This window comes from Pseudomonas sp. CBZ-4 (assembly GCF_000346755.1).
In the GTDB taxonomy this organism is placed as follows: domain Bacteria; phylum Pseudomonadota; class Gammaproteobacteria; order Pseudomonadales; family Pseudomonadaceae; genus Aquipseudomonas.
This window is the reverse complement of record NZ_ANNV01000055.1, coordinates 1-25242: the sequence shown is the minus strand read 5'-3', so window position 1 is coordinate 25242 and position 25242 is coordinate 1. Positions and strand designations below refer to the sequence as shown.

Genomic DNA, 25242 nt, shown 5'->3' with positions numbered 1-25242 from the left:
CTCATTTTGATCTGTGAACCCGGTCCACTGTGGGAGCTGGCTTGCCTGCGATGCAGGCAACTCGGTCTGTCAGTCAGACCGCAGTGATGCCATCGCAGGCAAGCCAGCTCCCACAGGGTTCGGTGTACATCAGGCAAAATTAGCCGGCGACTCTCACCACCCCCAGATCAATCCCCACATGCACCAACTCCGCATGAGAGCTGACCTGCAACTTGCTCTTGAGCAGGGTCAAGTGATTCGACACGGTCTTGCTGCTGATACTCAGCTGCTCGGCAATCTGCCGGGCCGGGGTGCCTTTGGCGAGCATCAGGAAAATCTCCAGCTCACGCGGGGTCATGCTGTGCAGGCGCGGGTCGGTGGGCTGGCAAGCCAACTGGGTAGCCAGGGGTTGTTCGATGTAGGCGTGGCCGTCGAGGATGCGCCGCACCGCTTCGATCAACACCTGGGGTGCCGAGCTTTTGGTCAGGTAGCCCGCTGCCCCTGCGTCCAGTGCCTGGCGTACCAGCGGCAACTCATCGTGCATGCTGAAAAACAGCACCCGCAGTTGCGGCAAGCGTTGGCGCAGGCGCCGGGTGGTTTCCAGGCCGCTGATGCCGGGCAGGCCAAAATCCATGATCACCAGGTTCGGCACCGCTTCGTGCACCCGTGCCAGGGCTTCTTCGCCACTGGCCGCCTCGCGCACTTCAATCGCCGGCAGCAACGCGCGCAACAGGCTGGCGTAGCCCTGGCGGACCACGGCGTGGTCATCCACCAACAAAATATTCATAGCGCCTCCGCAGGCATGTCCAGCGCCAGCGCCCAGCCTTTGCCGGGGTGGCTGACGATCTTCAATTCACCGCCCAGGCAGCGGGCGCGTTCGTACATCGAGTGCAGGCCGACGCCGGGGCGCTGGGGTTGTTGCGCGCCCTGGCCGTTGTCGCGCACCCACAGGCGCAAGCGCGTGCCGCGATGTTGCAGGCGCACGCGCACCTGACTGGCGTCGGCGTGGCGCACGATGTTGGTCAAGGCTTCCTGGAGCAAACGGTAGAGGTGGGTCTTGTTGGCCGGGGACAACGGCGGCAGCGCCTCACTGACTTGCAGTTGGCAGTCGATGCCATGGCTGGCGCGCCATTGCATCACCAGCATGGCAAACGCCTCGGCCATTGGCAGGTGCTGCAAGGCCACCGGATAAAGGTCGTGGACCAGCTCGCGAAAGCCCTGCTGCAAGTGCTCGCAGTGTTCTTCCAGCAGCTGCACGGTGCGCGCCAGCGTTTGCGGCTGGTGGGCGATCAGCGGCAACAGGCACACCTGCGCGCGAATCCCCGCCAGGTACTGGCCGAGGTCATCGTGCAGGGTCTGGGCCAGGCGGGTGCGCTCCTGTTCCTGCACCGCCAGCAGGGTTTGGGTGAGGCGGGTGTTGTCGGTGCGCGCCTGTTCGAGGGCGTCGGTCATGCGATTGAAGTGCAGCGCCAGTTGTTGCGCTTCGGGCATCCCGGTACTGCGCAGGCGCACGTTGAGACGGCCGCTGCACACCTGTTGCAGGGCTAGCAGCAGCTCATCCAGCACGCCCATGCCACGGCGTACCGCCCAGCGGATGGTCAACAGGCTCAGGACCAATGCCAGCGCACACAGGCCGAGCAGTTGCTGCAAGGAGTCCCAGACTTCATCGATTTCATCACGCGGGTCGACGGCGATGGCCACGCGCCGGCCATCGGCCAAATCCAGCACCTGCGGGCTGTGGCGTGCCTGGGCGAACAGTAGCCGGCCGAGCCAGGCGTCCAGCTCGTCCTGCTCTGGCGCTGGCAGGGTTGCGTCAGGCGCCAGCCAATGCACGCGCACATGGCGCAGGCTGGCGGTGAGGCGCGGTTGCAGGCTGGCGGGGTCGCGGGCGGCGGTTTCGCTCAGGTAATGCACCACGGCTTCGGCCGATTGCAGCTCGCGCTCCACATCCGCCAAGGCCTGGTGCATCAGCAACGCGGTGCAGGCACAGGTGACCACGGCGAAGAAGCCACACACCCACAGGTTGATCCGCCAGAGCGCCGACATGTCCCACTCCCGAACGGCCGATTGAGGCTCCATGCTAAGACCCCATCGCGCGCGGCGAGCTACTACCTTGGTACTGCCCCAGCGCTACTTTCTGCATATTTGCAGGGGTAGCGGGGCTTTATATGCTGGCGCTACCTGTCATGGAGTGCCTTATGCGCAACCCTTTCGCCGTGATCTGCCTGCTGGCACTCACCTGGGCCACCGCCGGCCAGGCCGCCGAGGCGCCGTTGCAGGTGCAGATCGGCTACCTGGGCTATCGACCGGACCCGGGGCCGCTACTGTCCAACGTGATCCCCGAACCGGCCGATGCCGGCTTGCGCGGCGCCGAACTGGCAATCATCGACAGCAACAGCACCGGCGCCTTTCTCAACCAGCGCTACAGCCTGAGCGACGCCACGGTGGACAGCCCCGAGGCGCTGCTCGCCGCCGCGCAACAACAGCACGACCAGGGCCTGCGCCTGTTCGTGGTCAACGCCCCCGCCGCCAGCCTGCGCCAACTCAGCGCCGCCCTGCCCGACAGCCTGCTGTTCAACGCCGGCAGCCCCGACGACAGCCTGCGCAGCACCGCCTGCCTGGGCAACGTGCTGCACACCCTGCCCAGCCGCGCCATGCTCGCCGACGCGCTGGCGCAGTTCCTGGTGGTGCGCAAATGGCAGAAGGCGCTGCTGATCGTCGGCCCCACCGAGGACGACCGCGCCTACGCCGCCGCCCTGCGCCGCGCCGCCAAGCGCTTTGGCGTGCAACTGGTGGCGGAGAAGGAATGGCGTTTCGACAACGACCAACGCCGCAGCGCCCAGGCCGATATGCCCCTCTTCACCCAGACCGCCGAATACGACGTGGTGCTGGTGGCCGACGAGCGCGGCGACTTTGGCGAGTACGTGCCCTACCAGACCTGGTACCCGCGCCCGGTCGCCGGCACCCAGGGCCTGACGCCCACCGGCTGGCACAAGACCGTGGAAACCTATGGCGCCGCCCAGCTGCAAAAACGCTTCGAAGCCCTCGCCGGGCGCTGGATGAACGACCGCGACTTCGCCGCCTGGATGGCCGTGCGCAGCGTGGCCAGCGCGGTGAGCAAGCTGCGCCAGGTGGACCCGATGAGCATCCGCCAGCTGCACATCAGCGAGCAACTGCCGCTGGACGGTTTCAAGGGCCGCAAGCTCAGCTACCGCCCGTGGAATGGCCAGCTGCGCCAGCCGATCCCCATCGTGCAACCGCGCGCGCTGGTGAGCACTTCGCCCCAGGACGGTTTCCTGCACCCCTTCAACGAAATGGACAGCCTGGGCTACGACAAACCCGAGGTGACCTGCCGCTTTCCCTGAACCTTCACAACAACAATAAGGAATACGCCATGCGCCGCACCCTGCTCGCCTGCGCACTGCTGCTTGCCGCCGGACACGCCGTGGCCGCCACGGCCTGGGTCTCCAACGAAAAAGACAACAGCCTGAGCCTGATCGACATGCAGACCCTGCAAGTCACCGACACGATCAAGGTCGGCCAGCGCCCGCGCGGCCTGCTGCTGTCCCACGACAACAAGCTGCTGTACATCTGCGCCAGCGACTCGGACCGCGTGCAGGTGATGGACGTGGCCACGCGCAAGATCATCAAGGAACTGCCCTCCGGCAAAGACCCCGAGCAATTTGCCCTGCACCCCAATAACCGCTGGCTGTACGTCTCCAACGAAGACGATGCGCTGGTCACGGTGATCGACACCGAGACCTCCAAGGTGCTCGCCCAAGTCAACGTCGGCGTCGAGCCCGAAGGCATGGCCGTAAGCCCGGACGGCAAGTGGGCGGTGAACACCAGCGAAACCACGAACATGCTGCACTGGATCGACACCAGCACCCAGACCCTGGCCGACAGCACCCTGGTGGACCAGCGTCCGCGTTTTGTCGAGTTCAACCACGACGGTTCGCAGCTGTGGGCCTCGGCGGAAATCGGCGGCACCGTGACCATCCTCGACGTGGCCAGCCGCGCGATCCTCAAGACCCTGACCTTCAAGATCAAGGGCGTGCACCCGGACAAGGTGCAGCCGGTGGGCATCAAGCTGAGTGCCGATGGCAGGTACGGTTTTGTCGCCCTCGGCCCGGCCAACCATGTGGCGGTGATCGACGCCAAGACCTACGAGATCCTCGACTACCTGCTGGTGGGCCGCCGCGTGTGGCAGCTGGCATTCACCCCGGACGAGAAACAGTTGCTGGCCACCAACGGCGTGAGCGGCGACGTGTCGGTGATCGACGTGGACAGTCGCAAGGTGCTCAAGTCGGTCAAGGTCGGGCGTTATCCGTGGGGCGTGGTGGTGACGCCATGAACGCCCTGGACGCCCGCGGCATCGGCTTTGCCTATGGCGCGCGGCAGGCCTTGCGTGACGTGAGTTTCAGCCTGGAACCCGGGCGGTTTGCCGCGTTGCTGGGGCCCAACGGCGCGGGCAAATCGACGCTGATTGCGCTGCTCACGCGGCTGTATGACTTGCAGGGCGGCGACATCCACGTCGGCGGTCATTCCTTGCGCGAGGCGCCCCGTGAAGCGTTGCGCCAACTCGGTGTGGTGTTCCAGCAAACTACATTGGACCTGGACCTCAGCGTGGAACAGAACCTGCGTTACCACGCCGCGCTGCATGGGCTGTCGCGGCGCCAGACCGGGTTGCGGGTCGAGGCCGAACTGGAGCGCCAGACGCTGGGCGAGCGGCGCCGGGAAAAGGTCCGCGAACTCAATGGCGGCCACCGTCGCCGCGTGGAAATCGCCCGCGCGTTACTGCATGAGCCGCGCTTGCTGCTGCTCGATGAAGCCAGCGTCGGTCTCGACCCAGCCAGCCGTCTCGCGCTGAACCAACACCTGCGCACGCTGTGCCGGGAACAGGGCCTCAGTGTGCTGTGGACCACCCACTTGCTCGATGAGGTGCAGGCTGACGACGCCCTGATGATTTTGCATCAGGGCCGCCTGGTGGCCAGCGGGCAACTCGACACACTGCTGCACGAGCAAGGCGACGACCTGGGCGGTTTGTTCGCGCGCTTGACCTGTGCAGAGGTGGCGGCATGAACGCCTATTGGCAATGTTTCAGCGGCATCGTCCTGCGTGAGTGGCTGCGCTTTGTGTTGCAGCGCACGCGCTTTCTCAGTGCCCTGGTGCGGCCGTTGCTATGGCTGCTGGTGTTCGCCGCAGGTTTTCGCGCGGCACTGGGCATCTCGGTGATCGAACCCTACGACACCTACATCCCCTACGAGGTCTACATCATCCCGGGGCTGGCCTGCATGATCCTGCTGTTCAACGGCATGCAAGGCTCGCTGGCGATGGTCTACGACCGCGAGATGGGCAGCATGCGCGTGCTGCTCACCAGCCCGCTGCCGCGCACGTTTTTGCTGTGCAGCAAGCTGTTGGCCACCGCGTTGATTTCGCTGTTGCAGGTGTACGGGTTCCTGGCGATTGCCTGGGTGTATGGCGTGCAACCGCCGGCCATGGGCTTGCTGACGGCCTTGCCGGCGCTGTTGCTGGTGGCGTTGCTGCTCAGCGCGCTGGGCTTGCTGTTGTCGAATGCGATCCGCCAACTGGAGAACTTTGCCGGGGTGATGAATTTCGTGATTTTCCCGCTGTTCTTCCTGTCGTCGGCGCTCTACCCGCTGTGGAAGATGCGCGATTCCAGTGAGTGGCTGTACTGGCTGTGCGCAGTCAACCCCTTCACCCACGCGGTGGAGCTGGTGCGCTTTGCCTTGTACGAGCGCTTCGCCGGCCTGGCCTTGCTGGTGTGCCTGGGGCTGACCGGGGTGTTCACGCTGTTGGCGGTGCTGACCTTCAATCCACAGCACGCGGCCCTGCGCAAAAAGGGCTGATCTACTACTTTGGTACTGGTTTTCCTGTCTATCGTCGCATTCCCAAGGCAGTGGGACTGGCGTGTAATGGCGGCATAACGATAAGGATTGACCCGCCATGCTGCCCGCCCGACTGCCCCTGTTGGCGTTGTTCTGCTTGATCGCAGCCAACGCCCAGGCCGACACCCCACTGTTTTCCGCCGACGGCTACCGTACCAGCCTGTACCGCAGCCCCACGCCCGACCAGGCGCCCGGTGCGACCATCGTCGACACCCCGGCCCTGCAAACCCTGCTCAACCAGACGCCCGCGCCGGTGCTGATCGACGTGTACCGGCGCCAATGGCTGCAAGGCCGCTTCATCGAAGACCAGCCCCACGCCAACCTGCCCGGCAGCCACTGGCTGGCGAATACCGGCGACGGCGACCTTACGCCGGAGTGGCAAGGCTACTTCGTGCGCCACCTGTACAAGTTCACCGGCGGCAACCTCGCGCGGCCGTTGGTCTTCTACTGCCGCTCCGATTGCTGGTTGAGTTGGAACGCGGTAAAACGAGCCGCCAATCTGGGCTATACCTCGGTGTACTGGTACCGGGATGGCCTGGATGCATGGGAAGCGGCAAAACTGCCAGTGATGGCTGCGACACCCGAGCCCTTTCAATAAAAAACCACAACAAGAAGGTGAACGGCCATGTACAAAATCCTGATCGCCGACGATCACCCGCTGTTTCGCGAAGCGATCCACAACGTGATCAGCGACGGTTTCCCCGGCAGTGAGGTGATGGAAACCGCCGACCTCGACAGCGCCCTCGCCCTGACCCAGGAACACGACGACCTCGACCTGATCCTGCTGGATTTGAACATGCCCGGCATGCACGGCCTCAATGGCCTGATCAACCTGCGCAACGAGTCGCCGACCATCCCGGTGGTGATCGTCTCGGCCGAGCAGGACAAGCAGATCGTGCTGCAAGCCATCACCTACGGCGCCGTGGGTTTTATCACCAAGTCATCGCCGCGCCTGCAAATGACCGAAGCGATCCAGCAGATCCTCAACGGCAACGTGTACCTGCCGCCCGACATCATCCGCACCCAGAAAAACCCCAACCAACGGCGCATGAACGACGCGCCAGGCTTCGCCCCGGAACTGTTGCAGGCCCTGACGCGCAAGCAATTGCTGGTGTTGGAACGGATGACCAAGGGTGAGTCAAACAAGCAGATTGCCTACACCCTGGAGATTGCCGAGACCACGGTGAAGGCCCATGTGTCGGCGATATTGCGCAAGTTGAATGTGCATAACCGGGTGCAGGCGATCCTGAGTGCCGGGGATATCGACTTCGGCTCGTACCTGCGCCGCTGACCCCACTGCCCTATGGAGATCAAACTGTAGAAGCTGGCTTGCCTGCGATCGCGGTGAGTCAGCTTGCACATCGGTCACTGATAGACCGCTATCGCAGGCAAGCCAGCTCCCACAGATGATCTCCGTTGGATGATGTTTTGGGGTTCACTTCACGAGCAGGTTTCATTGGCCGCAATCAGCAACGCCGCTGATCTCCTTGACCTACGCAGTTCAAACTGTGGGAGCTGGCTTGCCTGCGATGGCGGTGGGTCAGCTTGCACATCTTTCACTGATAGACCGCTATCGCAGGCAAGCCAGCTCCCACAGGTGATCTTCGTTGGTTGACGGTTGGGTGTTCACTTGCCTAAGAGGTGACTCATCGCGGTCTTGAGTTTCATTGGCCGCACAGGCTTGTGCATCAGGGTATGCCCCAACTCCCGGATCTGCTGCTTCAACTCATTGCTGTAGTTGGCGGTGATCATCAACGCCGGGATCGCACTGCCGCGCCGGGCGTTGATACGGGCCACGGCGTCGACGCCGTTCTGGTCGTCGTCGAGGTGGTAGTCGGCAATCAACAGGTCAGCCTCGGCATGGTAGTTGTCCACCTGCCGCGCCAGGTCCTGTTCCGACAACGCCGTGGTGACCCGGCAACCCCAGCCTTCCAGCAACGTGCGCATGCCCGCGCAGATCGCCGCGTCGTTGTCCAGCACCCACACCCGTGCGCCCTGCAAACGCTCCAGCAGCGCCTCGCTCATGGATGGCAGCGGCAAGGACTTCGGTGCGGTAGCGCTCACGGGCACTTCCACGGAAAACATCGAACCCCGGCCCGGCCAGGATTTGACGCTGATGCGATGGCCGAGGATCCCGGCGATTTTCTCGACGATGGCCAGGCCCAACCCCAGCCCGCGATCCTGGTCCGGGCGTTGCACATCGCCGCGTTTGAACTCCTGGAAAATCTCCTCCAGCCGTTCCTCGGCAATGCCCATGCCGCTGTCCCACACCTGGATCAGCAGGCGCTGCTGCTGGCGGCGGCAGCCCAGCACCACGCGACCCTTGTAGGTGTAGCGCAGGGCGTTGCTGAGCAGGTTGCGCAGGATGCGCGCCAATAGCTGGATATCACTGCGCACCAACGCGGAGCAGGCGACGAAGTGCAATGCCAGGCCTTCGGCGCGGGCCAGTTCGGTGTATTCGGCGGCGAGGTTTTCCAGCAGTTCGCTAAGGGCAAACGGCGCGATATCGGCCTTGATTACGCCAGCGTCGAGCTTGGAAATATCCACCAGGGTGCCCAGCAGGTTTTCCACGTCGTCGAGGGAGTTGCTGACGTTGCGCACCAGGGTTTCGTTGGGGCGCTCCAACAGCGCGCTGGTGAACAAACGTGCGGCGTTCAGCGGTTGCAGCAGGTCGTGGCTCACGGCGGCGAGGAATTTGGTTTTCGACAGGTTGGCTTTTTCCGCCTCCTGCTTGGCTTCGCGCAGGCGGGTTTCCATGCGTCGGCGTTCGTCGATTTCCTGCAACAGCTGGTCGTTGAGCGACGTCAGTTCCGAGGTGCGCTGGGCCACGCGCTGCTCCAGGTGTTGGTAGGCCTGGTGCAGGGCTTCGGCGGTGCGGCGGCGTTCGGTGATGTCGCGGATCAGCACAAAGATCCCCACCACTTCACCGCTGGCGAGCAGGTTCGGTACATAGGAGCGCAGCATGTAGCGCTCCTGGTTGTTGATATTGGTTTCGGCGAATTCGAAGGTCACGCTCTCCCCGGCCAGGGCGCGGGCGACGTAAGCGTCGAGGCGCTGGCAATGCTGCTCGCTGTGCACCTCGCGCAGGCTCTGGCCGAGCATCATGCCGCGCGGCCAGCAGTACCACTCTTCGTAGACCTTGTTAGTGAATTCGTAGACCAGCTCGGCATTCAGGTAGCCGATCAGCGCCGGCACGTTGTCGGTGATCAGGCGAATCCAGCGTTCGCTTTCCTGGGCCTTTTGCGCCGCCGCCTGTTCGCCGCGCAGGGTTTCGGCGCGCAGCCGCGCGTTGATCAGCAGGTGGTTGCTGGCCTTGAGTTCGGCCATGGCCTGGTTCAGCGCGTCGGTGCGTTCGCGCACCTGCTCGGCCAGCACCACCGAATGTTGGAAGGTGGTGTACGGGTTGTTGCCCTGGGTCATGCCGGACTCGATGCGCTCGATCAGCGCGGCGTTGATCCGTGCCAGCTTGTGGTTGGCCTGTTGCAGCTGGGCAACCTGGGCACGCAGTTCAGCGTCGGCCACGGGCAATGGCGACCCCGGTGAAGGTCTGGTTGATGTGCATGCCATTGAACTGTTCTCCGTAGGTGTTGAAGCCCAGCACCCGTTGGCCTTGCAGGTAGTGGCCGATCTGTTCCAGGTGGCCGTTGTCTTCCAGCTCCATGCGCCGCAGGAAGCAGTCGCAGCCGATGGTCAGCAACAGGTCGCCGAGGCGCGCGTGCAGGCCGTCGAACAAGGCCTCCAGGTTGGGCAGGATCGGGCCCGGTTGCATCAGGGTCAGCACAATGCCGTTCTCCACCGCACAGTAGAAACTCAGGCTGAGGTCGTCATGCACCTGCTGGATCGCGCGCACGTAGTACTGGTCGTGGATGCGCACCGCCAGCGGATGGGCGGCGAAGGTGCGATGGTCAAGGTCCGCCACGGCCACGCCGATGTGCCGCGCATACTCTTCGGCGGCGGGTTCGGCGTTGAGTTCGAAGACCCGGCGGGACGGGCTGTCGGCCCCGGTCACCACCAGTTTTTCCGTGCGCGGCAGGATGTGGTGGGTGGTGAACACTTCGAAATCCAGCCAGGTATTGACCAGCACCACCACCGCCGCACCGCTGTGGAACACGCCGTTGAAGTACACGTGGGTGTGGGTGAGGAAGTTGTCGTCCCCGGCCGAGCCGCCAAAGTGCGGGATATCGCCGAGGGCGGCGCTGAGGGCGGCGAGCACCATCTCTTCGCGGCTGGACAAGCCGTCGAGCAAGGTCAGGGCAAAGGTGTTGCCCTTGATCGGCGCCAGGGTGTTGCTGCGACAGCCGCCGACCAGGCGCTCGACCATGTCCTGGGCGCCGATCAGGCTGAAGTGCTCGACCTCATCGATCAGCTCGGTGGCGATGGAAAAGTGCGCGTGGTTGAAGCCCATCGCGGTGATGCAATTGCGCCCGTAGCCTTGGGGCGTGATCTCGCCGGCGCTGGTGCAGCCGACCACGCGCACATTGCCGAAGCACTGCTGCAGGGCCTGGCCGAGGGCCTGCAAGTCGTAGCCAGCGGAACAGAAAAACAGCACAAAGCCGAGGTACGGATGCAGCAGTTGGCGGGCCAACTCTTCAGCGGCCTGCCCTGGATCGGTGGCCTGGGACATGGCGCTGACTACGCCTTCACTGTTGTGCATCGTTGGTTCCCCCTCTAAGGCGTCAGTGTACGAAGGCCGGGGGGTGGGCCCTATGCTACTTGGGTACTGGGTGGGGGGATGCGTTGGGATGAGTATCTCAAGACCGATGGAGAGCAACTGTGGGAGCTGGCTTGCCTGCGATAGCGGTGTATCAGGTAGACCGCTATCGCAGGCAAGCCAGCTCCCACAGGGTAAGCATTCCAAGTCTTACCAGGTGAGGACGGCACCTACGGCAAAGGTGTCGGTGTCTTCATTCTGGGCATTGGTGTCATGCCCCTTGATCTGGAACTGGTTGTACTCCGCCACCAGTTTCAGGTTGGCGTTGACGTCATGGAACAACGCAATCCCACGGGTTTCATAATCCGCGCCGCTGCCGACCACGCCGTTGCCGTCGTCCTTGGTCTTGCCGTAGGACAGCGCCAGGCGGTTCTTGCCGAGTTTGTACGAGCCTTGCACCAGGTAACCGTTGCTGTCGACATTGCGCAGGGTGGCTTCGCCGGCGTTGTTGGTGAAAAACGGGTTGATGCCCTTGGCCTGGAAACCCGAGCCGGTCAGCGACAGGCCGCCCATCTTTGCCTGCACGCCGTAGCCCAGGCCCTTGGAGGTGACGCTGGCGACGTTGGAGTCGGTGTTGTCCGAGGTCTGGTAGCTGCCGTTGAGCCAGCTGTAGATCTTCGCCCCGCCCACGTCGAACTGGTAGGTGATCTCGCTCTCGGTGCGCGGGTTCTTCTGGTAGGCCTTGCCCAGGGCGCTGCTGTCGTTGGTGTCCACCGGGTCCATGATGCCGACGGCCACGCGCAGGCCGTCCATCACCGGGGTGCGGTAGGTGATCTGCGAGGTGGGGAACGGGTACGGGTAGCCGCTGCCGATATTGCCGAACGACACACCGCCGCCGTCCACCAGGCCGAGGCTGTCGCTGACCTGGCCGTAACCGGCGAGCAGTTCGTCGAGCAGGATGTTGGAGCGGGCGAACAGGCCGAAGTCCTTGCCGATCAGCACTTCACCCCATTCCTGGTTGGCCACGGTGCCGTAGAACTGGCGCACGTCGATGGCGGTGTCGGTGCCGTTGGTTTCGCTGTCGTTGATCGTCACCCAGAACGAGGCGCGGGCGCCGAGTTTGAGGTCGTCGACCTGCTTGGTCATGTTGAAGCCCAGGTAGTTGGGCAAGAAGCCCATCTTCACGCGGGATTGGCGGCGGTCGTACTGCTCGCCGGCGCGGTCCACGTCGCTGTTGACGTAGAAGGCGTTGATGTAGCCGTCGGTGGAAAAGGTGGTTTCGTCCTTGTCGTACAGCATGATTTCGGCGTCGGCGAACGGGCTCAGGCCGAGGCCGACGATGAAGGCAGGTAACAGACGCAGGGGGACATTCTTATTCTTATGCATGGCGCGCTCCGCAACGGGGACTTGATGTCGGAGGCGATTATCAAAAGGCGCCAGGCCCCGGCATACGCTGCCTTGGCCGTGGTTTCAGACTGCTTTGGGCGGGCTGCGGGTGCCCGCCAAGTTCGGTGTAAGCCGGGCCCGGCACTTAGTGCGTAAGACCGGCCTTGGCCAACATGCCGACAGCCACCAGTACACACAGGCTGGCAAAACCGACCTGCAAGTAGCGGGCGGGGATCACCGAACTCAGGCGCCGACCGGCGAGCATGCCGACGATGCTTGCGCCGACAAACACCCAGCCCAGCGGTTCGATGGTGACCCCGGCGTGGAAGGCGCCGGCCACGCCGATCAGCGACAGCAGGCTGACCACCATCAGCGAGGTGGCGACGATGCCGCGCATCTGCACGTCGGTGAGTTGCTTGAACGCCGGCACGATGAGGAAGCCGCCGCCCACGCCGAGCAGGCCGGACACGGCGCCGGTGACCGCGCCGAGGGCGGCCAGGGTGGCGCTGCATTTGGCGGTCCAGGTCAGGCGCCCGGTCTGCTGGTCGAGCATGCAGTTCTTCTGGCCCCAGGACGCGGTGCCATGGTCACTCGGACCGGCCTGGTGTTTTTCGCGCTGCAACATGCGCCAGGCCACCAGCACCATCAGCGCGCTGAACAGGCCCATCAGCACGGCCTCCGGTAGTTGGTGGGCGAAAAATACCCCCACCGGCGAACACAACGCGCCCAACAAGGCGATCAGCAACGCCGCGCGGTAACGCACCAGGCCGTGACGCAAACCGTCGAGCGCGCCCACCGCGGCCGCCGCGCCAACGGCCAGCAGCGACACCGGCGCGGCCTGGGTCATGCTCAGGCCCAACCCCAATACCAGCGCCGGCACCCCCAGGATGCCGCCGCCCGCGCCGGTCAGGCCCATCACCAAGCCCATCAATAACCCCAGAACACTTGCCAACAACATTCAATCCACCTTAGGCCGGATGCTGCCGCGTGGCGTCACATCCCGCATTGCGATCCTTTGCCTCGGACCGTTTTTTTCACTTAAGCTCGCAAGCCTATGTGGAAATCACGTCTATACCAAGGACCACCGTCATGTCAGCGTTGATCAAAGCCTTTCTGGACGAGGCGTCGTCGACCTACACCTATGTGCTGCACGAGGCCGATGATGGCCCCTGCGCCATCGTCGATTCGGTGCTCAACTACGACCCGGCCTCCGGGCGCACCGACACGCGCCAGGCCGACCAGGTGATCGCCTACGTGCGCGAACATCGCCTGCAGGTGCAATGGCTGCTGGAAACCCATGCCCACGCCGACCACTTGTCGGCCGCGCCGTATCTGCGCCGCACCCTGGGCGGCAAGATCGCCATTGGCCAATCCATCAGCACCGTGCAGGACGTGTTCAAGAACCTGTTCAACCTGGAGCCGGAATTTCGCGTGGATGGCTCGCAGTTCGACCACTTGTTTGCGCCGGATGAGGTGTTCTACATCGGTAACATCAAGGCCCAGGCCCTGCATGTGCCGGGGCATACGCCGGCGGACATGGCCTATCTGGTGGATGAGCGGTTGATCCTGGTGGGTGACACCCTGTTCATGCCGGATGTGGGCACGGCGCGCTGTGATTTCCCCGGTGGGGATGCGCGGCAGTTGTATGCGTCGATGCGCAGGTTGCTGGGTTTTCCGTTGGAGACGGAGTTGTATGTGTGCCATGACTACCCGCCCGAGGGGCGTGAGGCCAAGTGCATGACGACCGTGGCCGAGCAGCGGGCGGGGAATATTCATGTGCATGACGGGGTGGATGAAGCGGCGTTTGTCGAGATGCGCACCACTCGGGATGCCGGGTTGGGCATGCCGACACTGTTGTTGCCGGCGATACAGGTGAATGTGCGGGCGGGGAATATGCCGCCAGCGGAAGAGAACGGAGTCGTATACCTGAAGATCCCCCTCAACCAACTCTGAAATGCATAACCCTGTGGGAGCTGGCTTGCCTGCGATGGCGGTCTACCAGTCACTGATGTGCAAGCTGACCCACCGCCATCGCAGGCAAGCCAGCTCCCACATAAGCCAGCATTTCACAGTGGGAGGTGTGTTGGGTCAGGTACCGAGGTTTATGCCGTTGGCGGGTAACGGCAACGCGGTTTTATAGCGCACCTGCTTCAGCGCAAAACTCGACCGAATATTCGCCACCCCCGGCACCTTGGTCAAGAAGTCCATCATGAAGCGCTCCAGCGACTGGATCGTCGGCACCAGCACCCGGATCAGATAGTCCGGATCGCCGGCCATCAAGTAACACTCCATCACTTCCGGGCGGTCGGAAATCGCGCTTTCGAACTGCTGCAACGCCAGTTCATTCTGCTTTTCCAGGCTGACGTGAATGAATACGTTGACGTGCAGCCCCAGCAAATCCGCGTCCAGCAGGGTGACTTGCTCGCGAATCAAGCCCAACTCCTCCATCGCCTTCACCCGGTTGAAACACGGCGTGGGCGACAGGTTCACCGAACGCGCCAGGTCGGCGTTGGTGATGCGGGCGTTCTCCTGCAAGGCGTTGAGAATGCCGATATCGGTACGGTCCAGTTTGCGCATGAGACAAAATCACCTGTTTATTATGTTTATGCAGTTTTTTTATCCGCAAATGGTCGTGAGTGCAACGAAACACAGATAAATATTCTTCTACGCCCCGCCTATGATTGTTGTAGGACAAGATTTCCCCTACCCGGGGACTGACTGTCAGCTAGCGCGCCCACTACAAGAAATTCACAAGATAGAGCGTAGAAAGCCATGACCCAGCAGTACGAACCCCTTTGCCTGCACGTCCCTGAACCTTCGGGACGCCCAGGCTGCAAGACCGACTTTACCTACCTGCGTTTGACCGACGCAGGCACAGTGCGCAAACCCGCCATCGACGTAGAACCCGCCGACACCGCCGACCTGGCCAAGGGCCTGATCCGCGTGCTCGATGACCAGGGTCAGGCCCTCGGCCCATGGGCTGAAGGCGTGCCGGTGGAGATCCTGCGCAAAGGCATGCGCGCGATGCTCAAGACGCGCATCTTCGACAACCGCATGGTGGTCGCCCAGCGTCAGAAAAAAATGTCGTTCTACATGCAGAGCCTTGGCGAAGAAGCCATCGGCAGCGCCCAGGCCCTGGCCTTGAACATCGACGACATGTGCTTCCCCACCTACCGCCAGCAAAGCATCCTGATGGCCCGCGACGTGCCGCTGGTCGACCTGATCTGCCAGTTGCTGTCCAACGAGCGTGATCCGCTCAAGGGCCGCCAGTTGCCGATCATGTATTCGGTCAAGGAATCCGGTTTCTTCACTATTTCCGGCAACCTCGCCACCCAATTCGTACAGGGTGTGGGCTGGGGCATGGCTTCGGCGATCAAGGGCGACACCAAGATTGCATCCGCCTGGATCGGCGACGGCGCCACCGCCGAATCCGACTTCCACACCGCCCTCACCTTCGCCCACGTGTACCGCGCGCCGGTAATCCTCAACGTGGTCAACAACCAATGGGCCATCTCCACCTTCCAGGCCATCGCCGGCGGTGAAGCCACCACCTTCGCCGGACGCGGCGTGGGTTGCGGCATCGCTTCCCTGCGTGTGGACGGCAACGACTTTATCGCCGTGTACGCCGCCTCCGCCTGGGCCGCCGAACGGGCGCGCCGCAACCTGGGGCCAACGCTGATCGAGTGGGTCACCTACCGCGCCGGCCCGCACTCCACCTCCGATGACCCTTCGAAATACCGCCCCGCCGATGACTGGAGCCACTTCCCCCTCGGCGACCCGATCACCCGTCTCAAGCAGCACCTGATCAAGATTGGCCAGTGGTCCGAAGAGGAACACGCGGCGGTCAGTGCCGAACTTGAAGCCGAAGTCATCGCGGCGCAAAAAGAAGCCGAACAGTACGGCACCCTTGCCGGCGGCCAGATTCCAAGCGCCGCGACCATGTTCGAAGACGTCTACAAAGAGATGCCGGAGCACTTGAAGCGCCAGCGTCAAGAGTTGGGGATCTGACATGAACGATCACAACAACAGCATTGAAGTGGAAACCGCCATGACCACCACCACCATGACCATGATCCAGGCCCTGCGCTCGGCCATGGATGTGATGCTCGAACGTGACGACAACGTGGTGGTGTTCGGCCAGGACGTCGGCTATTTCGGCGGCGTGTTCCGTTGCACCGAAGGCTTGCAGACCAAGTACGGCAGCTCGCGGGTGTTTGACGCGCCGATTTCCGAAAGCGGGATCATCGGCGTGGCGGTGGGCATGGGTGCCTATGGCCTGCGCCCGGTGGCCGAAATCCAGTTCGCCGACTACGTCTACCCCGCCACCGACCAGATCATCTCCGAAGCCGCGCGCCTGCGTTATCGCTCGGCCGGCCAGTTCACCGCGCCACTGACCATGCGCATGCCCTGCGGCGGCGGCATCTACGGCGGCCAGACCCACAGCCAGAGCATCGAAGCGGTGTTCACCCAGGTCTGCGGCCTGCGCACGGTGATGCCGTCCAACCCTTACGACGCCAAAGGTTTGCTGATCGCCTCCATCGAAAATGATGACCCGGTGATCTTCCTCGAGCCCAAGCGCCTGTACAACGGCCCGTTCGACGGCCACCACGACCGCCCGGTAACCCCGTGGTCGAAACACCCGCAAGCACAAGTGCCAGACGGTTACTACACCGTGCCGCTGGACGTGGCCGCCATCGTGCGCCCGGGTTCGGCCGTCACCGTGCTGACCTACGGCACCACCGTGTATGTGTCGCAAGTCGCCGCCGAGGAAACCGGCATCGACGCCGAAGTCATCGACCTGCGCAGCCTGTGGCCGCTGGACCTGGAAACCATCGTCAAATCGGTGAAAAAGACCGGCCGTTGCGTGGTGGTGCACGAAGCCACGCGCACCTGCGGCTTTGGCGCCGAGCTGGTGGCGCTGGTGCAAGAGCATTGCTTCCACAACCTGGAAGCGCCGATCGAACGCGTCACCGGTTGGGACACCCCCTACCCGCACGCGCAAGAGTGGGCGTATTTCCCAGGGCCGTCCCGTGTGGGCGCGGCGTTGAAACGGGTCATGGAGGTCTGAATGGGCACGCACGTTATCAAGATGCCGGACATTGGCGAAGGCATCGCAGAAGTTGAACTGTCGGTCTGGCATGTAAAGGTCGGCGACCTGGTGGTTGAAGACCAGGTGCTGGCGGATGTGATGACCGACAAGGCGATGGTGGACATTCCCTCGCCCGTGCACGGCAAGGTGATTTCCCTCGGCGGCGCGCCGGGGGAAGTCATGGCCGTGGGCAGTATTTTGATCAGCATCGAAGTGGAAGGCGCCGGCAACGCGAAGGAAGCGCCGGTGGTGAAGGAAGCGCCGAAGGCTGCAGCGGTCGTGGAAGCCAAGCCCGCGCCGGTGGTGGAAAGCACACCGGTTGTTGTAAAAGCCGCAGCGGCCCCGGTTGCCCGCGATGCCGACGAGCGTCCGCTGGCCTCCCCCGCCGTGCGCAAGCATGCATTGGACGCCGGGATTCAATTGCGTCTGGTCCAGGGCACAGGCCCAGCCGGCCGGATTCTCCACGAAGATCTCGACGCGTACCTGCAACAAGGCACGGCGAAGGCTTCGTCCACCGCCAACCCCTACGCCGAACGCAACAGCGAAGAACAGATCCCGGTGATCGGCATGCGCCGCAAGATCGCCCAGCGCATGCAGGACGCTACTCGCCGCGCCGCGCATTTCAGCTACGTGGAAGAAATCGACGTCACCGCCCTCGACGAGCTGCGCGTGCACCTCAACGAGAAACACGGCGCCACACGCGGCAAGCTGACCCTGCTGCCGTTCATCGTGCGTGCCATGGTGGTGGCGCTGAAGGACTTCCCGCAGATCAACGCCCGCTACGACGACGAAGCCCAGGTCATCACCCGCCTCGGCGCGGTGCATGTGGGCGTCGCCACCCAGAGCGACGTTGGCCTGATGGTGCCGGTGGTGCGTCACGCCGAGGCCCGCAGCCTGTGGGGCAACGCGCAAGAAATTACGCGCTTGGCCACGGCCGCGCGCAATGGCAAGGCCAGCCGCGACGAGCTGTCGGGCTCAACGATTACCTTGACCAGCCTGGGCGCCCTGGGCGGCATCGTCAGCACGCCGGTGCTGAACCTGCCGGAAGTGGCCATCGTCGGCGTCAACCGTATCGTCGAGCGGCCGATGGTGATCAAGGGCCAGATTGTGGTGCGCAAGATGATGAACCTCTCCAGCTCGTTCGATCACCGCGTGGTCGATGGCATGGACGCGGCGCAATTCATCCAGGCCATTCGCGGCCTGCTCGAACAACCCGCCAGCCTGTTCCTGGAGTAAGGCATGTCACAGACTTTGAATACCACGCTGCTGATCATCGGCGGCGGCCCTGGCGGTTATGTGGCGGCGATCCGCGCCGGCCAACTGGGCATTCCGACCATCCTGGTGGAAGGCCAGGCGCTGGGTGGCACCTGCCTGAATATCGGCTGCATCCCGTCCAAGGCCTTGATCCACGTGGCCGAACAGTTCCAGCAAACCATCCACCACAGCCAGGGTTCGCAACTGGGTATCGAGGTGGATGTGCCGACCCTGGACATCCGCAAAAGCGTGGAATGGAAAGACGGCATTGTTGACCGCCTGACCACCGGCGTCGCCGCGCTGCTGAAAAAACACAAGGTGCAGGTGATCCACGGCTGGGCCAAGGCGGTGGACGGCAAGACCGTCGATGTCGGCGACCAGCGCATCCACTGCGAACACCTGCTGCTGGCCACCGGCTCGAAGAGCGTCAACCTGCCGATGCTGCCGATTGGCGGGCCGATCATCTCGTCCACCGAAGCCCTGGCGCCGACCCGCGTGCCGAAACGGCTGATCGTGGTGGGCGGCGGCTACATTGGCCTGGAATTGGGGATTGCCTACCGCAAGCTCGGCGCCGAGGTGAGTGTGGTCGAGGCACAGGATCGTATCCTGCCCGCCTATGACGCCGAGCTGACGCAACCGGTGAACGAATCCCTCAAGCAGTTGGGCGTGAAGCTGTACCTCAAGCACAGCGTCACCAGCTTTGCCGATGGCAAGTTGCAAGTACGCGATCCGAATGGCGACACCTTGTCACTGGCCACCGACCAAGTGTTGGTAGCCGTAGGTCGCAAGCCCAATACCCAAGGCTGGAACCTCGAAGCCCTGAACCTGGACATGAACGGCGCGGCGATCAAGATCGACAACCGCTGCCAGACCAGCATGCGCAATGTCTGGGCCATCGGCGACCTGAGCGGCGAGCCGATGCTGGCGCACCGGGCCATGGCCCAGGGCGAGATGGTTGCCGAACTGATCAGCGGTCAACACCGTGAATTCAACCCGGCGGCGATCCCGGCCGTGTGCTTTACCGACCCGGAACTGGTGGTCGTCGGCAAGACCCCGGATGAAGCCAAGGCTGCCGGGCTGGACTGCATCGTGTCGAGCTTCCCGTTTGCGGCCAATGGCCGGGCGATGACGTTGGAGTCGAAAACCGGCTTTGTGCGGGTGGTGGCGCGGCGTGACAATCACCTGATCGTCGGCTGGCAAGCGGTGGGCGTGGGGGTTTCCGAGCTGTCCACCGCCTTTGGTGTGAGCCTGGAAATGGGTGCGCGACTGGAGGATGTGGCGGGTACGATCCATGCCCATCCGACCTTGGGCGAGGCCGTGCAGGAAGCGGCTTTGAGAGCCTTGGGGCACGCGTTGCACCTGTAAGACCGAGGTGGGGCCATCGCAGGCAAGCCAGCTCCCACAGGGGTATGCATTCCAAAATGTGGGAGCTGGCTTGCCTGCGATAGCGGTGGATCTGCCAATACACAGGCTGAAGGTGTCCACCCGGTGGCTCCCACACAAGCCAAGAATGAAGTATTGTTGCGCCCATTCAGTAAAAAACCGACTTGACCAAAGATAGAGGGTGTCATGGGTAACGAAAGCATCAATTGGGACAAGCTGGGTTTTGACTACATCAAGACCGACAAACGGTTTCTCCAGGTCTGGAAAAACGGCGAGTGGCAAGACGGCACCCTGACCGACGACAACGTGCTGCACATCAGCGAGGGCTCCACCGCCCTGCACTATGGCCAGCAGTGCTTCGAAGGCCTCAAGGCCTACCGTTGCAAGGACGGTTCGATCAACCTGTTCCGCCCGGACCAGAACGCCGCCCGCATGCAACGCAGCTGCGCGCGCCTGCTGATGCCCCATGTACCGACCGACGTGTTCATCGACGCCTGCAAACAAGTGGTCAAGGCCAACGAGCGGTTCATCCCGCCGTACGGCAGCGGCGGCGCGCTGTACCTGCGCCCGTTCGTGATCGGCACCGGTGACAACATCGGCGTACGCACCGCTCCGGAGTTCATCTTCTCGGTGTTCGCGATCCCGGTCGGTGCCTACTTCAAGGGCGGCCTGGTGCCGCACAACTTCCAGATCTCCACCTTCGACCGCGCCGCGCCACAAGGCACCGGTGCGGCCAAGGTCGGTGGCAACTACGCCGCCAGCCTGATGCCCGGTTCGGAAGCGAAGAAAGCCGGTTTCGCCGATGCGATCTACCTGGACCCGATGACCCACTCGAAAATCGAAGAAGTCGGCTCGGCCAACTTCTTCGGTATCACCCACGACAACCAGTTCATCACGCCGAAGTCGCCTTCGGTACTGCCAGGCATCACCCGCCTGTCGCTGATCGAACTGGCCAAGTCCCGCCTGGGCCTGGACGTGGTTGAAGGCGAAGTGTTCATCGACAAGCTGGACCAGTTCAAGGAAGCCGGCGCCTGCGGTACCGCAGCGGTGATCTCGCCGATTGGCGGCATCCAGTACAACGGCAAGCTGCATGTATTCCACAGCGAAACCGAAGTCGGCCCGATCACCCAGCAGCTGTACAAAGAGCTGACCGGCGTGCAGACCGGTGACGTTGAAGCGCCAGAGGGTTGGATCGTCAAGGTCTAAGCCCAAAAGCCAGCAACACCACAAAACCCTGTGGGAGCTGGCTTGCCTGCGATAGCGGTGTATCAGTCAACATCTACTGTGACTGACCCACCGCTATCGCAGGCAAGCCAGCTCCCACATTTGCCTTTCGGTGTTCTCAAGATTGAGTAGGGATATTCTGCGGAATCTTCTTGCCCATGCTGATCCGCGGCTCCACGCCATACCCCAACGCCTCGTAAAACCCCGTCACGGCATCATTGCCACTGGTGATCTGCAGGTTGATCTTCATGCAACCCAGCGCAGTCAACGCCTGCTCCGCATGCCGCACCAGCGAAGAACCCAAGCCATGGCGCCGATAGTCGGCGTGTACCGCCACCGAATACAGCCAACCACGATGGCCGTCATAGCCCGCGAGAATCGTGCCGACCACCGTCTTTTTATCCGTCGCGACAAAAAACAACCCATCGTTGACCGCCAGCTTTTTATCAATCGCCAGGGCCGGTGAGTTATGCGCCGTGTCATAACCAAAGGCCTGTTGCCACAACCCCACCACTTGCGCCCGGTGCTGGCGGTCGCGATACGGCCCGATGGGGTGGCGGGACAGCAGCGTCTTCTCCATCACCAAGGTTCGTTCATTACCGTGGTAGACGTCGCGCACCGTGTGAAACCCCAGCGCGGTATAGAACGGCTCGGCCGTCAGTGAAGACGGCACGCTCAACACTGTCACGCCGGCCTGGCGGGCACGCAGTTCAATCTCGATCATCAGCAAGCGGCCAATGCCCTGCCCTTGCAGTGTCGGGTTGACGAACACCGAGCGCACCACGTTGGCATCCAGCGCCGCCGTGGCCACGATGACGTCGTCCTGCACCGCCACCAGCACCACCCGGCGCGTCAACAAGGCGATGACCGCATCGGCGGTGAAGTTGCTCGCGACCCGGGCGATCACGTCTGCCGGGTAATCCTTCGCGTTGCTGCTGTGCAGGGCAGCCAGGATGACCTGGCTGATGCCTTCGGCATCGGCGGGCTGGGCGAGACGGACGGCGGTAGGCATGCAGGGCTCCTTGCTGAGAACAGAGATCAAAAACCAGCCCCATACTAATGTGGGAGCTGGCTTGCCTGCGATAGCGGTCTGTCAGTCAAAGTGACTGTTGCTGGTACACCGCTATCGCAGGCAAGCCAGCTCCCACAGTTTGATCGCATTCCAGAGCCGGCAGCCGATTCGGTCGCACTACCTCCAGTTTCAGCTTTCCCGGCTGAGCCGCCCCCTCGTTTCAGCCGGGATTCACCCCGCACAACCCACAAAATAGCCGCACTGCCCAACCCCATGGATTCGTGCACCCATGCAAACCACCAACACCGTCTTGATGATTCGCCCGGCGCGCTTTGCCTTCAACCCGGACACCGCGATCAACAACCGCTTCCAACGCCAGCCCCTCGACCCGCTCAGCGCACAGCAGAAAGCGCTGGAAGAGTTCGACGGCTATGTCGAGACCCTGCGCCAGCACGGTGTGGAAGTGTTGGTGGTGCAAGACACCCCGGCGCCCCACACCCCCGACTCGATCTTCCCCAACAACTGGTGGAGCAGCCATGCCGACGGCAGCCTGGTGCTGTACCCGATGGAAGGCCAGAACCGCCGGCTGGAGCGCAACAAAGGCGTGCTGCAAGTGCTGGAGCAACGCTTCGCGATCCACAGCACCATCGACCTCAGCCACCTGGAACAACAGAACATCTTCCTCGAAGGCACCGGCAGCATGGTGCTCGACCGCCAGCACCGCATCAGCTACGCCTGCCACTCCGGGCGCACCCACCACGACGCGCTGCGCCAGTTCGCCGAGCGCCTCGACTACCAGCTCTGCGTGTTCCACGCCGTGGACCGCCATCACGCGCCGATCTACCACAGCAACGTGATGATGAGCGTTGGCCGCGACCTCTCGGTGGTGTGCCTGCAAGCCCTGCCCGACGAGGGCGAGCGCCTGACCCTGGAACGCTCCCTGCGCGACACCGGCAAAGACATCCTCGCCCTCGACTTCGATCAGCTGGAAGCCTTCGCCGGCAACATGCTCGAAGTCCACGACCGCGACGGCCAGCCGCTGCTGGTGATGTCGGCCAGCGCCTGGGGCGCCCTGCAACCGGTGCAGCGCGCCCATGTGGAGCGCCACACGCGGCCGGTGGTGGTGAACATCGACAACATCGAACGCATCGGCGGCGGCAGTGCCCGCTGCATGCTGGCAGAAGTGCATCTGCCCGCCCGTCCCTCATTTCAATAAGGAGTCTTGCCATGACCCGTTACATCGACGTCAACGACCTCAGCTACCTGGTCTCGCAAAAAGGCCTGCAAACCTGCATCAGCGAGATGGCCGAGTACATCCGCGCCGACTACCTGCGCTGGCAGGACTTCGAAAAGTGCGCCCGCCTGGCCAACCACTCGCCGGACGGGGTGATCGAGCTGATGCCGGTGTCCGACGCGGCGCTGTACGCCTTCAAGTACGTCAACGGCCACCCGAAAAACACCCAGGCCGGCATGCTCACCGTGATGGCCTTTGGTGCGCTGGGTGACGTGGACACCGGCAAACCGGTGCTGCTGGCCGAAATGACCCTGACCACCGCGATCCGCACCGCCGCCACCTCGGCGCTGGTGGCGCGCTACCTGGCCCGCGACAACAGCCGCAGCATGGCGCTGATCGGCAACGGCTCGCAGAGTGAGTTCCAGGCCCTGGCCTTCCACGCCATGCTCGGCATCAATGAAATCCGCCTGTTCGACATCGACGCCAAGGCCACCGCCAAGCTGGCGGCCAACCTCAAGGCGTTCCCGGCGATCAAGGTGATTTTGGCCAGCAGCGTGGCCGACGCGGTGAAAGGCGCGGACATCGTCACCACCGTCACCGCCGACAAGGCCTACGCAACCATCCTCACCGACGACATGATCGAGCCGGGCATGCACCTCAACGCCGTCGGCGGCGACTGCCCCGGCAAGACCGAACTGGACCGCCGTATCGTCGAGCGCGCCCGCGTGATCGTCGAGTACGAGCCGCAAAGCCGGATCGAAGGCGAGATCCAACACATGCCGGAAGATTCGCCGGTGACCGAACTGTGGCAAGTGATCAACGGCCAGCAGCCCGGCCGCGAAAACCCGCGCCAGGTCACGCTGTTCGACTCGGTGGGTTTTGCCATCGAAGACTACTCGGCCCTGCGTTACGTGCTGGATGTGGCCACGGCCCTCGACGTGGGCAGCACGCTGGAACTGGTACCGGACCTGGCCGACCCGAAAGATCTGTTTGCGCGCCTGGCCCAGCCCGTCGCACAGCAGAAAAAGCGTGCCTGAGACCGCTCTGGCCTGCCGCTTTGCGTCGGCGGCGGGCCGGGTTTGCAGGGATGAAAAGCCGATTCAGCGGGTCGTGCAGCCGATTCCGCTGCATTGCCCGATTTAACAGCGCAATTTGCGCTTTATGCGAGGGGTAAACGACACAAAAAACGCACCACCTTGAAGCATTCTCTCCGCCAACAAGAACGATTTGTTTCAACTCATTTACTGCCCTGACATCAATTACAAAATATAGGGACTACACCATGACTCCACTGCGATCACTTTTCGCTGCGTTGCTGTTGCCACTGTGCGCCACCGCCGCTCACGCCCAGGAGTGGAAAGAAATCCGCTTCGGCGTCTTCCCCGAATACCCGCCCTTCGAATCCGTGGCCGCCGACGGCAGCCTGCAAGGTTTCGACATCGAACTGGGCAACGCCATCTGCGCCAAGCTCGAGGTCAAATGCACCTGGGTGCACAACGAATTCGACGGCATGATCCCGGCCCTGCGTGCGCGCAAGTTCGACGCCATCATGTCGTCCATGGCCGTGACCCCGGCCCGCGAGAAAATCATCGACTTTACCGACCGCCTGTTCCTCAGCCCGACCTCGGTGATCACCCGCAAGAGCGCCGACTTCGGCGACACCCCGGAATCGTTGAAAGGCAAGCAAGTCGGCGTGCTGCAAGGCTCGCTGCAGGAAGCCTACGCCCGTGCACACCTGGCCAAGCTCGGCGCGCAGATCAAGGCGTACCAGTCCCAGGACCAGAACTACGCCGACCTGCAAAACGGCCGCCTCGACGCGACCCTGACCGACAAGCTCGAAGCCCAGCTCAACTTCCTGTCCAAGCCTGAAGGCGCCGACTTCAAGACCGGCCCGGCGTTCAAGGACCCGACCTTGCCATTGGACATCGCCATGGGCCTGCGCAAGAACGACCAGGAACTGCGCGCGCTGATCAACAAAGGCATCGCGGCGGTGCAGGCGGATGGCACGTATGCCGAGATCCAGAAGAAGTATTTCGGCGATCAGGACATCTACAACGAATAGCGGCCTCATCCTCATGTGGGAGCTGGCTTGCCTGCGATAGCGGTAGATCCGTCACATTT

Annotated in this window: 23 protein-coding genes; 15 read left to right on the top strand and 8 right to left on the bottom strand. The window is 63.1% G+C overall.

Going from position 1 to position 25242, the window contains the following annotated elements:
- Positions 1-139: 139 nt before the first annotated feature.
- Both B348_RS0107100 and B348_RS0107095 read right to left on the bottom strand, forming a co-directional pair.
- A complete protein-coding gene (locus B348_RS0107100) occupies positions 140-766 on the bottom strand; it encodes a response regulator transcription factor (protein ID WP_017735447.1) in 627 nt (208 codons plus the stop codon).
- Complete coding sequence (locus B348_RS0107095) at positions 763-2025, bottom strand: histidine kinase (RefSeq protein ID WP_017735446.1); 1263 nt, start codon at positions 2023-2025, stop codon at positions 763-765. The genes B348_RS0107100 and B348_RS0107095 overlap by 4 nt, the downstream gene beginning before the upstream one ends.
- Positions 2026-2177: 152 nt before the next feature.
- On the opposite strand from B348_RS0107095, the gene B348_RS0107090 reads away from it, so the two are divergent.
- The 6 genes from B348_RS0107090 to B348_RS0107065 all read left to right on the top strand — a co-directional run bounded on the left by B348_RS0107090 (position 2178) and on the right by B348_RS0107065 (position 7179).
- A complete protein-coding gene (locus tag B348_RS0107090; protein WP_017735445.1) occupies positions 2178-3344 on the top strand; it encodes an ABC transporter substrate-binding protein in 1167 nt (388 codons plus the stop codon).
- Between the two features lie 29 nt (positions 3345-3373).
- Positions 3374-4333, top strand: a complete 960-nt coding sequence (locus B348_RS0107085; protein WP_017735444.1) for a YVTN family beta-propeller repeat protein — start codon at positions 3374-3376, stop codon at positions 4331-4333.
- Positions 4330-5061 (top strand): ABC transporter ATP-binding protein, encoded by a 732-nt coding sequence (locus B348_RS0107080; protein WP_017735443.1) that lies wholly within the window; start codon positions 4330-4332, stop codon positions 5059-5061. Before B348_RS0107085 ends, B348_RS0107080 begins: the two co-directional genes overlap by 4 nt.
- A complete protein-coding gene (locus tag B348_RS0107075) occupies positions 5058-5849 on the top strand; it encodes an ABC transporter permease (protein ID WP_017735442.1) in 792 nt (263 codons plus the stop codon). The genes B348_RS0107080 and B348_RS0107075 overlap by 4 nt, the downstream gene beginning before the upstream one ends.
- A gap of 97 nt (positions 5850-5946) precedes the next feature.
- Positions 5947-6486 (top strand): PQQ-dependent catabolism-associated CXXCW motif protein, encoded by a 540-nt coding sequence (locus B348_RS0107070; protein ID WP_017735441.1) that lies wholly within the window; start codon positions 5947-5949, stop codon positions 6484-6486.
- A 27-nt stretch (positions 6487-6513) separates the two neighbouring features.
- The gene (locus B348_RS0107065) at positions 6514-7179 is read left to right on the top strand and encodes a response regulator transcription factor (RefSeq protein ID WP_017735440.1); all 666 of its coding nucleotides are present in this window, start codon (positions 6514-6516) and stop codon (positions 7177-7179) included.
- A gap of 335 nt (positions 7180-7514) precedes the next feature.
- Here B348_RS0107065 and B348_RS0107060 read toward each other — a convergent pair whose 3' ends face one another.
- The 4 genes from B348_RS0107060 to B348_RS0107045 all read right to left on the bottom strand — a co-directional run bounded on the left by B348_RS0107060 (position 7515) and on the right by B348_RS0107045 (position 12883).
- Positions 7515-9455 carry a NahK/ErcS family hybrid sensor histidine kinase/response regulator gene (locus B348_RS0107060; RefSeq protein WP_032864743.1) on the bottom strand — a complete coding sequence of 647 codons (1941 nt, stop codon included), beginning with the start codon at positions 9453-9455 and terminating at the stop codon, positions 7515-7517.
- Positions 9397-10542 carry a nitric oxide-sensing protein NosP gene (gene nosP, locus B348_RS0107055; RefSeq protein WP_017735438.1) on the bottom strand — a complete coding sequence of 382 codons (1146 nt, stop codon included), beginning with the start codon at positions 10540-10542 and terminating at the stop codon, positions 9397-9399. The genes B348_RS0107060 and nosP overlap by 59 nt, the downstream gene beginning before the upstream one ends.
- Before the next feature lie 207 nt (positions 10543-10749).
- Positions 10750-11925: a porin gene (locus B348_RS0107050; RefSeq protein WP_017735437.1), complete on the bottom strand. Its 1176-nt coding sequence runs from the start codon at positions 11923-11925 to the stop codon at positions 10750-10752.
- A gap of 145 nt (positions 11926-12070) precedes the next feature.
- Positions 12071-12883 (bottom strand): sulfite exporter TauE/SafE family protein, encoded by an 813-nt coding sequence (locus B348_RS0107045; protein ID WP_026136620.1) that lies wholly within the window; start codon positions 12881-12883, stop codon positions 12071-12073.
- Positions 12884-13014: 131 nt separating this feature from the next.
- Between B348_RS0107045 and B348_RS0107040 the strand changes: the two genes are divergently transcribed.
- Positions 13015-13878, top strand: coding sequence for an MBL fold metallo-hydrolase (locus B348_RS0107040; protein ID WP_017735435.1), 864 nt, complete (start codon positions 13015-13017; stop codon positions 13876-13878).
- Between the two features lie 135 nt (positions 13879-14013).
- On the opposite strand, the gene bkdR is transcribed toward B348_RS0107040, so the two are convergent.
- Positions 14014-14502 (bottom strand): Bkd operon transcriptional regulator BkdR, encoded by a 489-nt coding sequence (gene bkdR, locus B348_RS0107035; RefSeq protein WP_017735434.1) that lies wholly within the window; start codon positions 14500-14502, stop codon positions 14014-14016.
- A 195-nt stretch (positions 14503-14697) separates the two neighbouring features.
- On the opposite strand from bkdR, the gene B348_RS0107030 reads away from it, so the two are divergent.
- The 5 genes from B348_RS0107030 (at position 14698) to B348_RS0107010 (ending at position 20857) form a co-directional block, all read left to right on the top strand.
- Positions 14698-15933 carry a 3-methyl-2-oxobutanoate dehydrogenase (2-methylpropanoyl-transferring) subunit alpha gene (locus tag B348_RS0107030; protein WP_017735433.1) on the top strand — a complete coding sequence of 412 codons (1236 nt, stop codon included), beginning with the start codon at positions 14698-14700 and terminating at the stop codon, positions 15931-15933.
- A 1-nt stretch (position 15934) separates the two neighbouring features.
- Positions 15935-16993: an alpha-ketoacid dehydrogenase subunit beta gene (locus B348_RS0107025; RefSeq protein ID WP_017735432.1), complete on the top strand. Its 1059-nt coding sequence runs from the start codon at positions 15935-15937 to the stop codon at positions 16991-16993.
- Complete coding sequence (locus tag B348_RS0107020; RefSeq protein WP_017735431.1) at positions 16994-18250, top strand: dihydrolipoamide acetyltransferase family protein; 1257 nt, start codon at positions 16994-16996, stop codon at positions 18248-18250.
- A gap of 3 nt (positions 18251-18253) precedes the next feature.
- Entirely contained in the window at positions 18254-19633 is a 1380-nt protein-coding gene (gene lpdA / locus B348_RS0107015) for a dihydrolipoyl dehydrogenase (RefSeq protein ID WP_017735430.1), read from the top strand.
- Between the two features lie 204 nt (positions 19634-19837).
- Positions 19838-20857, top strand: coding sequence for a branched-chain amino acid aminotransferase (locus B348_RS0107010; protein ID WP_017735429.1), 1020 nt, complete (start codon positions 19838-19840; stop codon positions 20855-20857).
- 136 nt (positions 20858-20993) lie between these two features.
- On the opposite strand, the gene B348_RS1000000130740 is transcribed toward B348_RS0107010, so the two are convergent.
- Entirely contained in the window at positions 20994-21887 is an 894-nt protein-coding gene (locus tag B348_RS1000000130740) for a GNAT family acetyltransferase (protein ID WP_017735428.1), read from the bottom strand.
- A gap of 289 nt (positions 21888-22176) precedes the next feature.
- Here B348_RS1000000130740 and ctlX point away from each other — a divergent pair, with 289 nt between their 5' ends.
- The 3 genes from ctlX to B348_RS0106985 all read left to right on the top strand — a co-directional run bounded on the left by ctlX (position 22177) and on the right by B348_RS0106985 (position 25183).
- Positions 22177-23103 carry a citrulline utilization hydrolase CtlX gene (ctlX, locus tag B348_RS0106995; RefSeq protein ID WP_017735427.1) on the top strand — a complete coding sequence of 309 codons (927 nt, stop codon included), beginning with the start codon at positions 22177-22179 and terminating at the stop codon, positions 23101-23103.
- Positions 23104-23114: 11 nt separating this feature from the next.
- A complete protein-coding gene (locus B348_RS0106990; RefSeq protein ID WP_017735426.1) occupies positions 23115-24158 on the top strand; it encodes an ornithine cyclodeaminase in 1044 nt (347 codons plus the stop codon).
- Between the two features lie 245 nt (positions 24159-24403).
- Positions 24404-25183: an ABC transporter substrate-binding protein gene (locus B348_RS0106985; protein WP_026136619.1), complete on the top strand. Its 780-nt coding sequence runs from the start codon at positions 24404-24406 to the stop codon at positions 25181-25183.
- Positions 25184-25242 lie beyond the last annotated feature (59 nt).

Coding starts and splice junctions, on each gene's coding strand:
- B348_RS0107080 (WP_017735443.1), top strand. CDS start 4,330: ATGAACGCCCTGGACGCCCGCGGCATCGGCTTTGCCTATGGCGCGCGG.
- bkdR (WP_017735434.1), bottom strand. CDS start 14,502: ATGCGCAAACTGGACCGTACCGATATCGGCATTCTCAACGCCTTGCAG.
- B348_RS0107060 (WP_032864743.1), bottom strand. CDS start 9,455: ATGGCATGCACATCAACCAGACCTTCACCGGGGTCGCCATTGCCCGTG.
- B348_RS0107010 (WP_017735429.1), top strand. CDS start 19,838: ATGGGTAACGAAAGCATCAATTGGGACAAGCTGGGTTTTGACTACATC.
- lpdA (WP_017735430.1), top strand. CDS start 18,254: ATGTCACAGACTTTGAATACCACGCTGCTGATCATCGGCGGCGGCCCT.
- B348_RS0106985 (WP_026136619.1), top strand. CDS start 24,404: ATGACTCCACTGCGATCACTTTTCGCTGCGTTGCTGTTGCCACTGTGC.
- B348_RS0107065 (WP_017735440.1), top strand. CDS start 6,514: ATGTACAAAATCCTGATCGCCGACGATCACCCGCTGTTTCGCGAAGCG.
- B348_RS0107020 (WP_017735431.1), top strand. CDS start 16,994: ATGGGCACGCACGTTATCAAGATGCCGGACATTGGCGAAGGCATCGCA.
- B348_RS0107025 (WP_017735432.1), top strand. CDS start 15,935: ATGAACGATCACAACAACAGCATTGAAGTGGAAACCGCCATGACCACC.
- B348_RS0107045 (WP_026136620.1), bottom strand. CDS start 12,883: ATGTTGTTGGCAAGTGTTCTGGGGTTATTGATGGGCTTGGTGATGGGC.
- B348_RS0107030 (WP_017735433.1), top strand. CDS start 14,698: ATGACCCAGCAGTACGAACCCCTTTGCCTGCACGTCCCTGAACCTTCG.
- B348_RS0107085 (WP_017735444.1), top strand. CDS start 3,374: ATGCGCCGCACCCTGCTCGCCTGCGCACTGCTGCTTGCCGCCGGACAC.
- B348_RS0106990 (WP_017735426.1), top strand. CDS start 23,115: ATGACCCGTTACATCGACGTCAACGACCTCAGCTACCTGGTCTCGCAA.
- ctlX (WP_017735427.1), top strand. CDS start 22,177: ATGCAAACCACCAACACCGTCTTGATGATTCGCCCGGCGCGCTTTGCC.
- nosP (WP_017735438.1), bottom strand. CDS start 10,542: ATGCACAACAGTGAAGGCGTAGTCAGCGCCATGTCCCAGGCCACCGAT.
- B348_RS0107075 (WP_017735442.1), top strand. CDS start 5,058: ATGAACGCCTATTGGCAATGTTTCAGCGGCATCGTCCTGCGTGAGTGG.
- B348_RS0107070 (WP_017735441.1), top strand. CDS start 5,947: ATGCTGCCCGCCCGACTGCCCCTGTTGGCGTTGTTCTGCTTGATCGCA.
- B348_RS1000000130740 (WP_017735428.1), bottom strand. CDS start 21,887: ATGCCTACCGCCGTCCGTCTCGCCCAGCCCGCCGATGCCGAAGGCATC.
- B348_RS0107090 (WP_017735445.1), top strand. CDS start 2,178: ATGCGCAACCCTTTCGCCGTGATCTGCCTGCTGGCACTCACCTGGGCC.
- B348_RS0107095 (WP_017735446.1), bottom strand. CDS start 2,025: ATGTCGGCGCTCTGGCGGATCAACCTGTGGGTGTGTGGCTTCTTCGCC.
- B348_RS0107100 (WP_017735447.1), bottom strand. CDS start 766: ATGAATATTTTGTTGGTGGATGACCACGCCGTGGTCCGCCAGGGCTAC.
- B348_RS0107040 (WP_017735435.1), top strand. CDS start 13,015: ATGTCAGCGTTGATCAAAGCCTTTCTGGACGAGGCGTCGTCGACCTAC.
- B348_RS0107050 (WP_017735437.1), bottom strand. CDS start 11,925: ATGCATAAGAATAAGAATGTCCCCCTGCGTCTGTTACCTGCCTTCATC.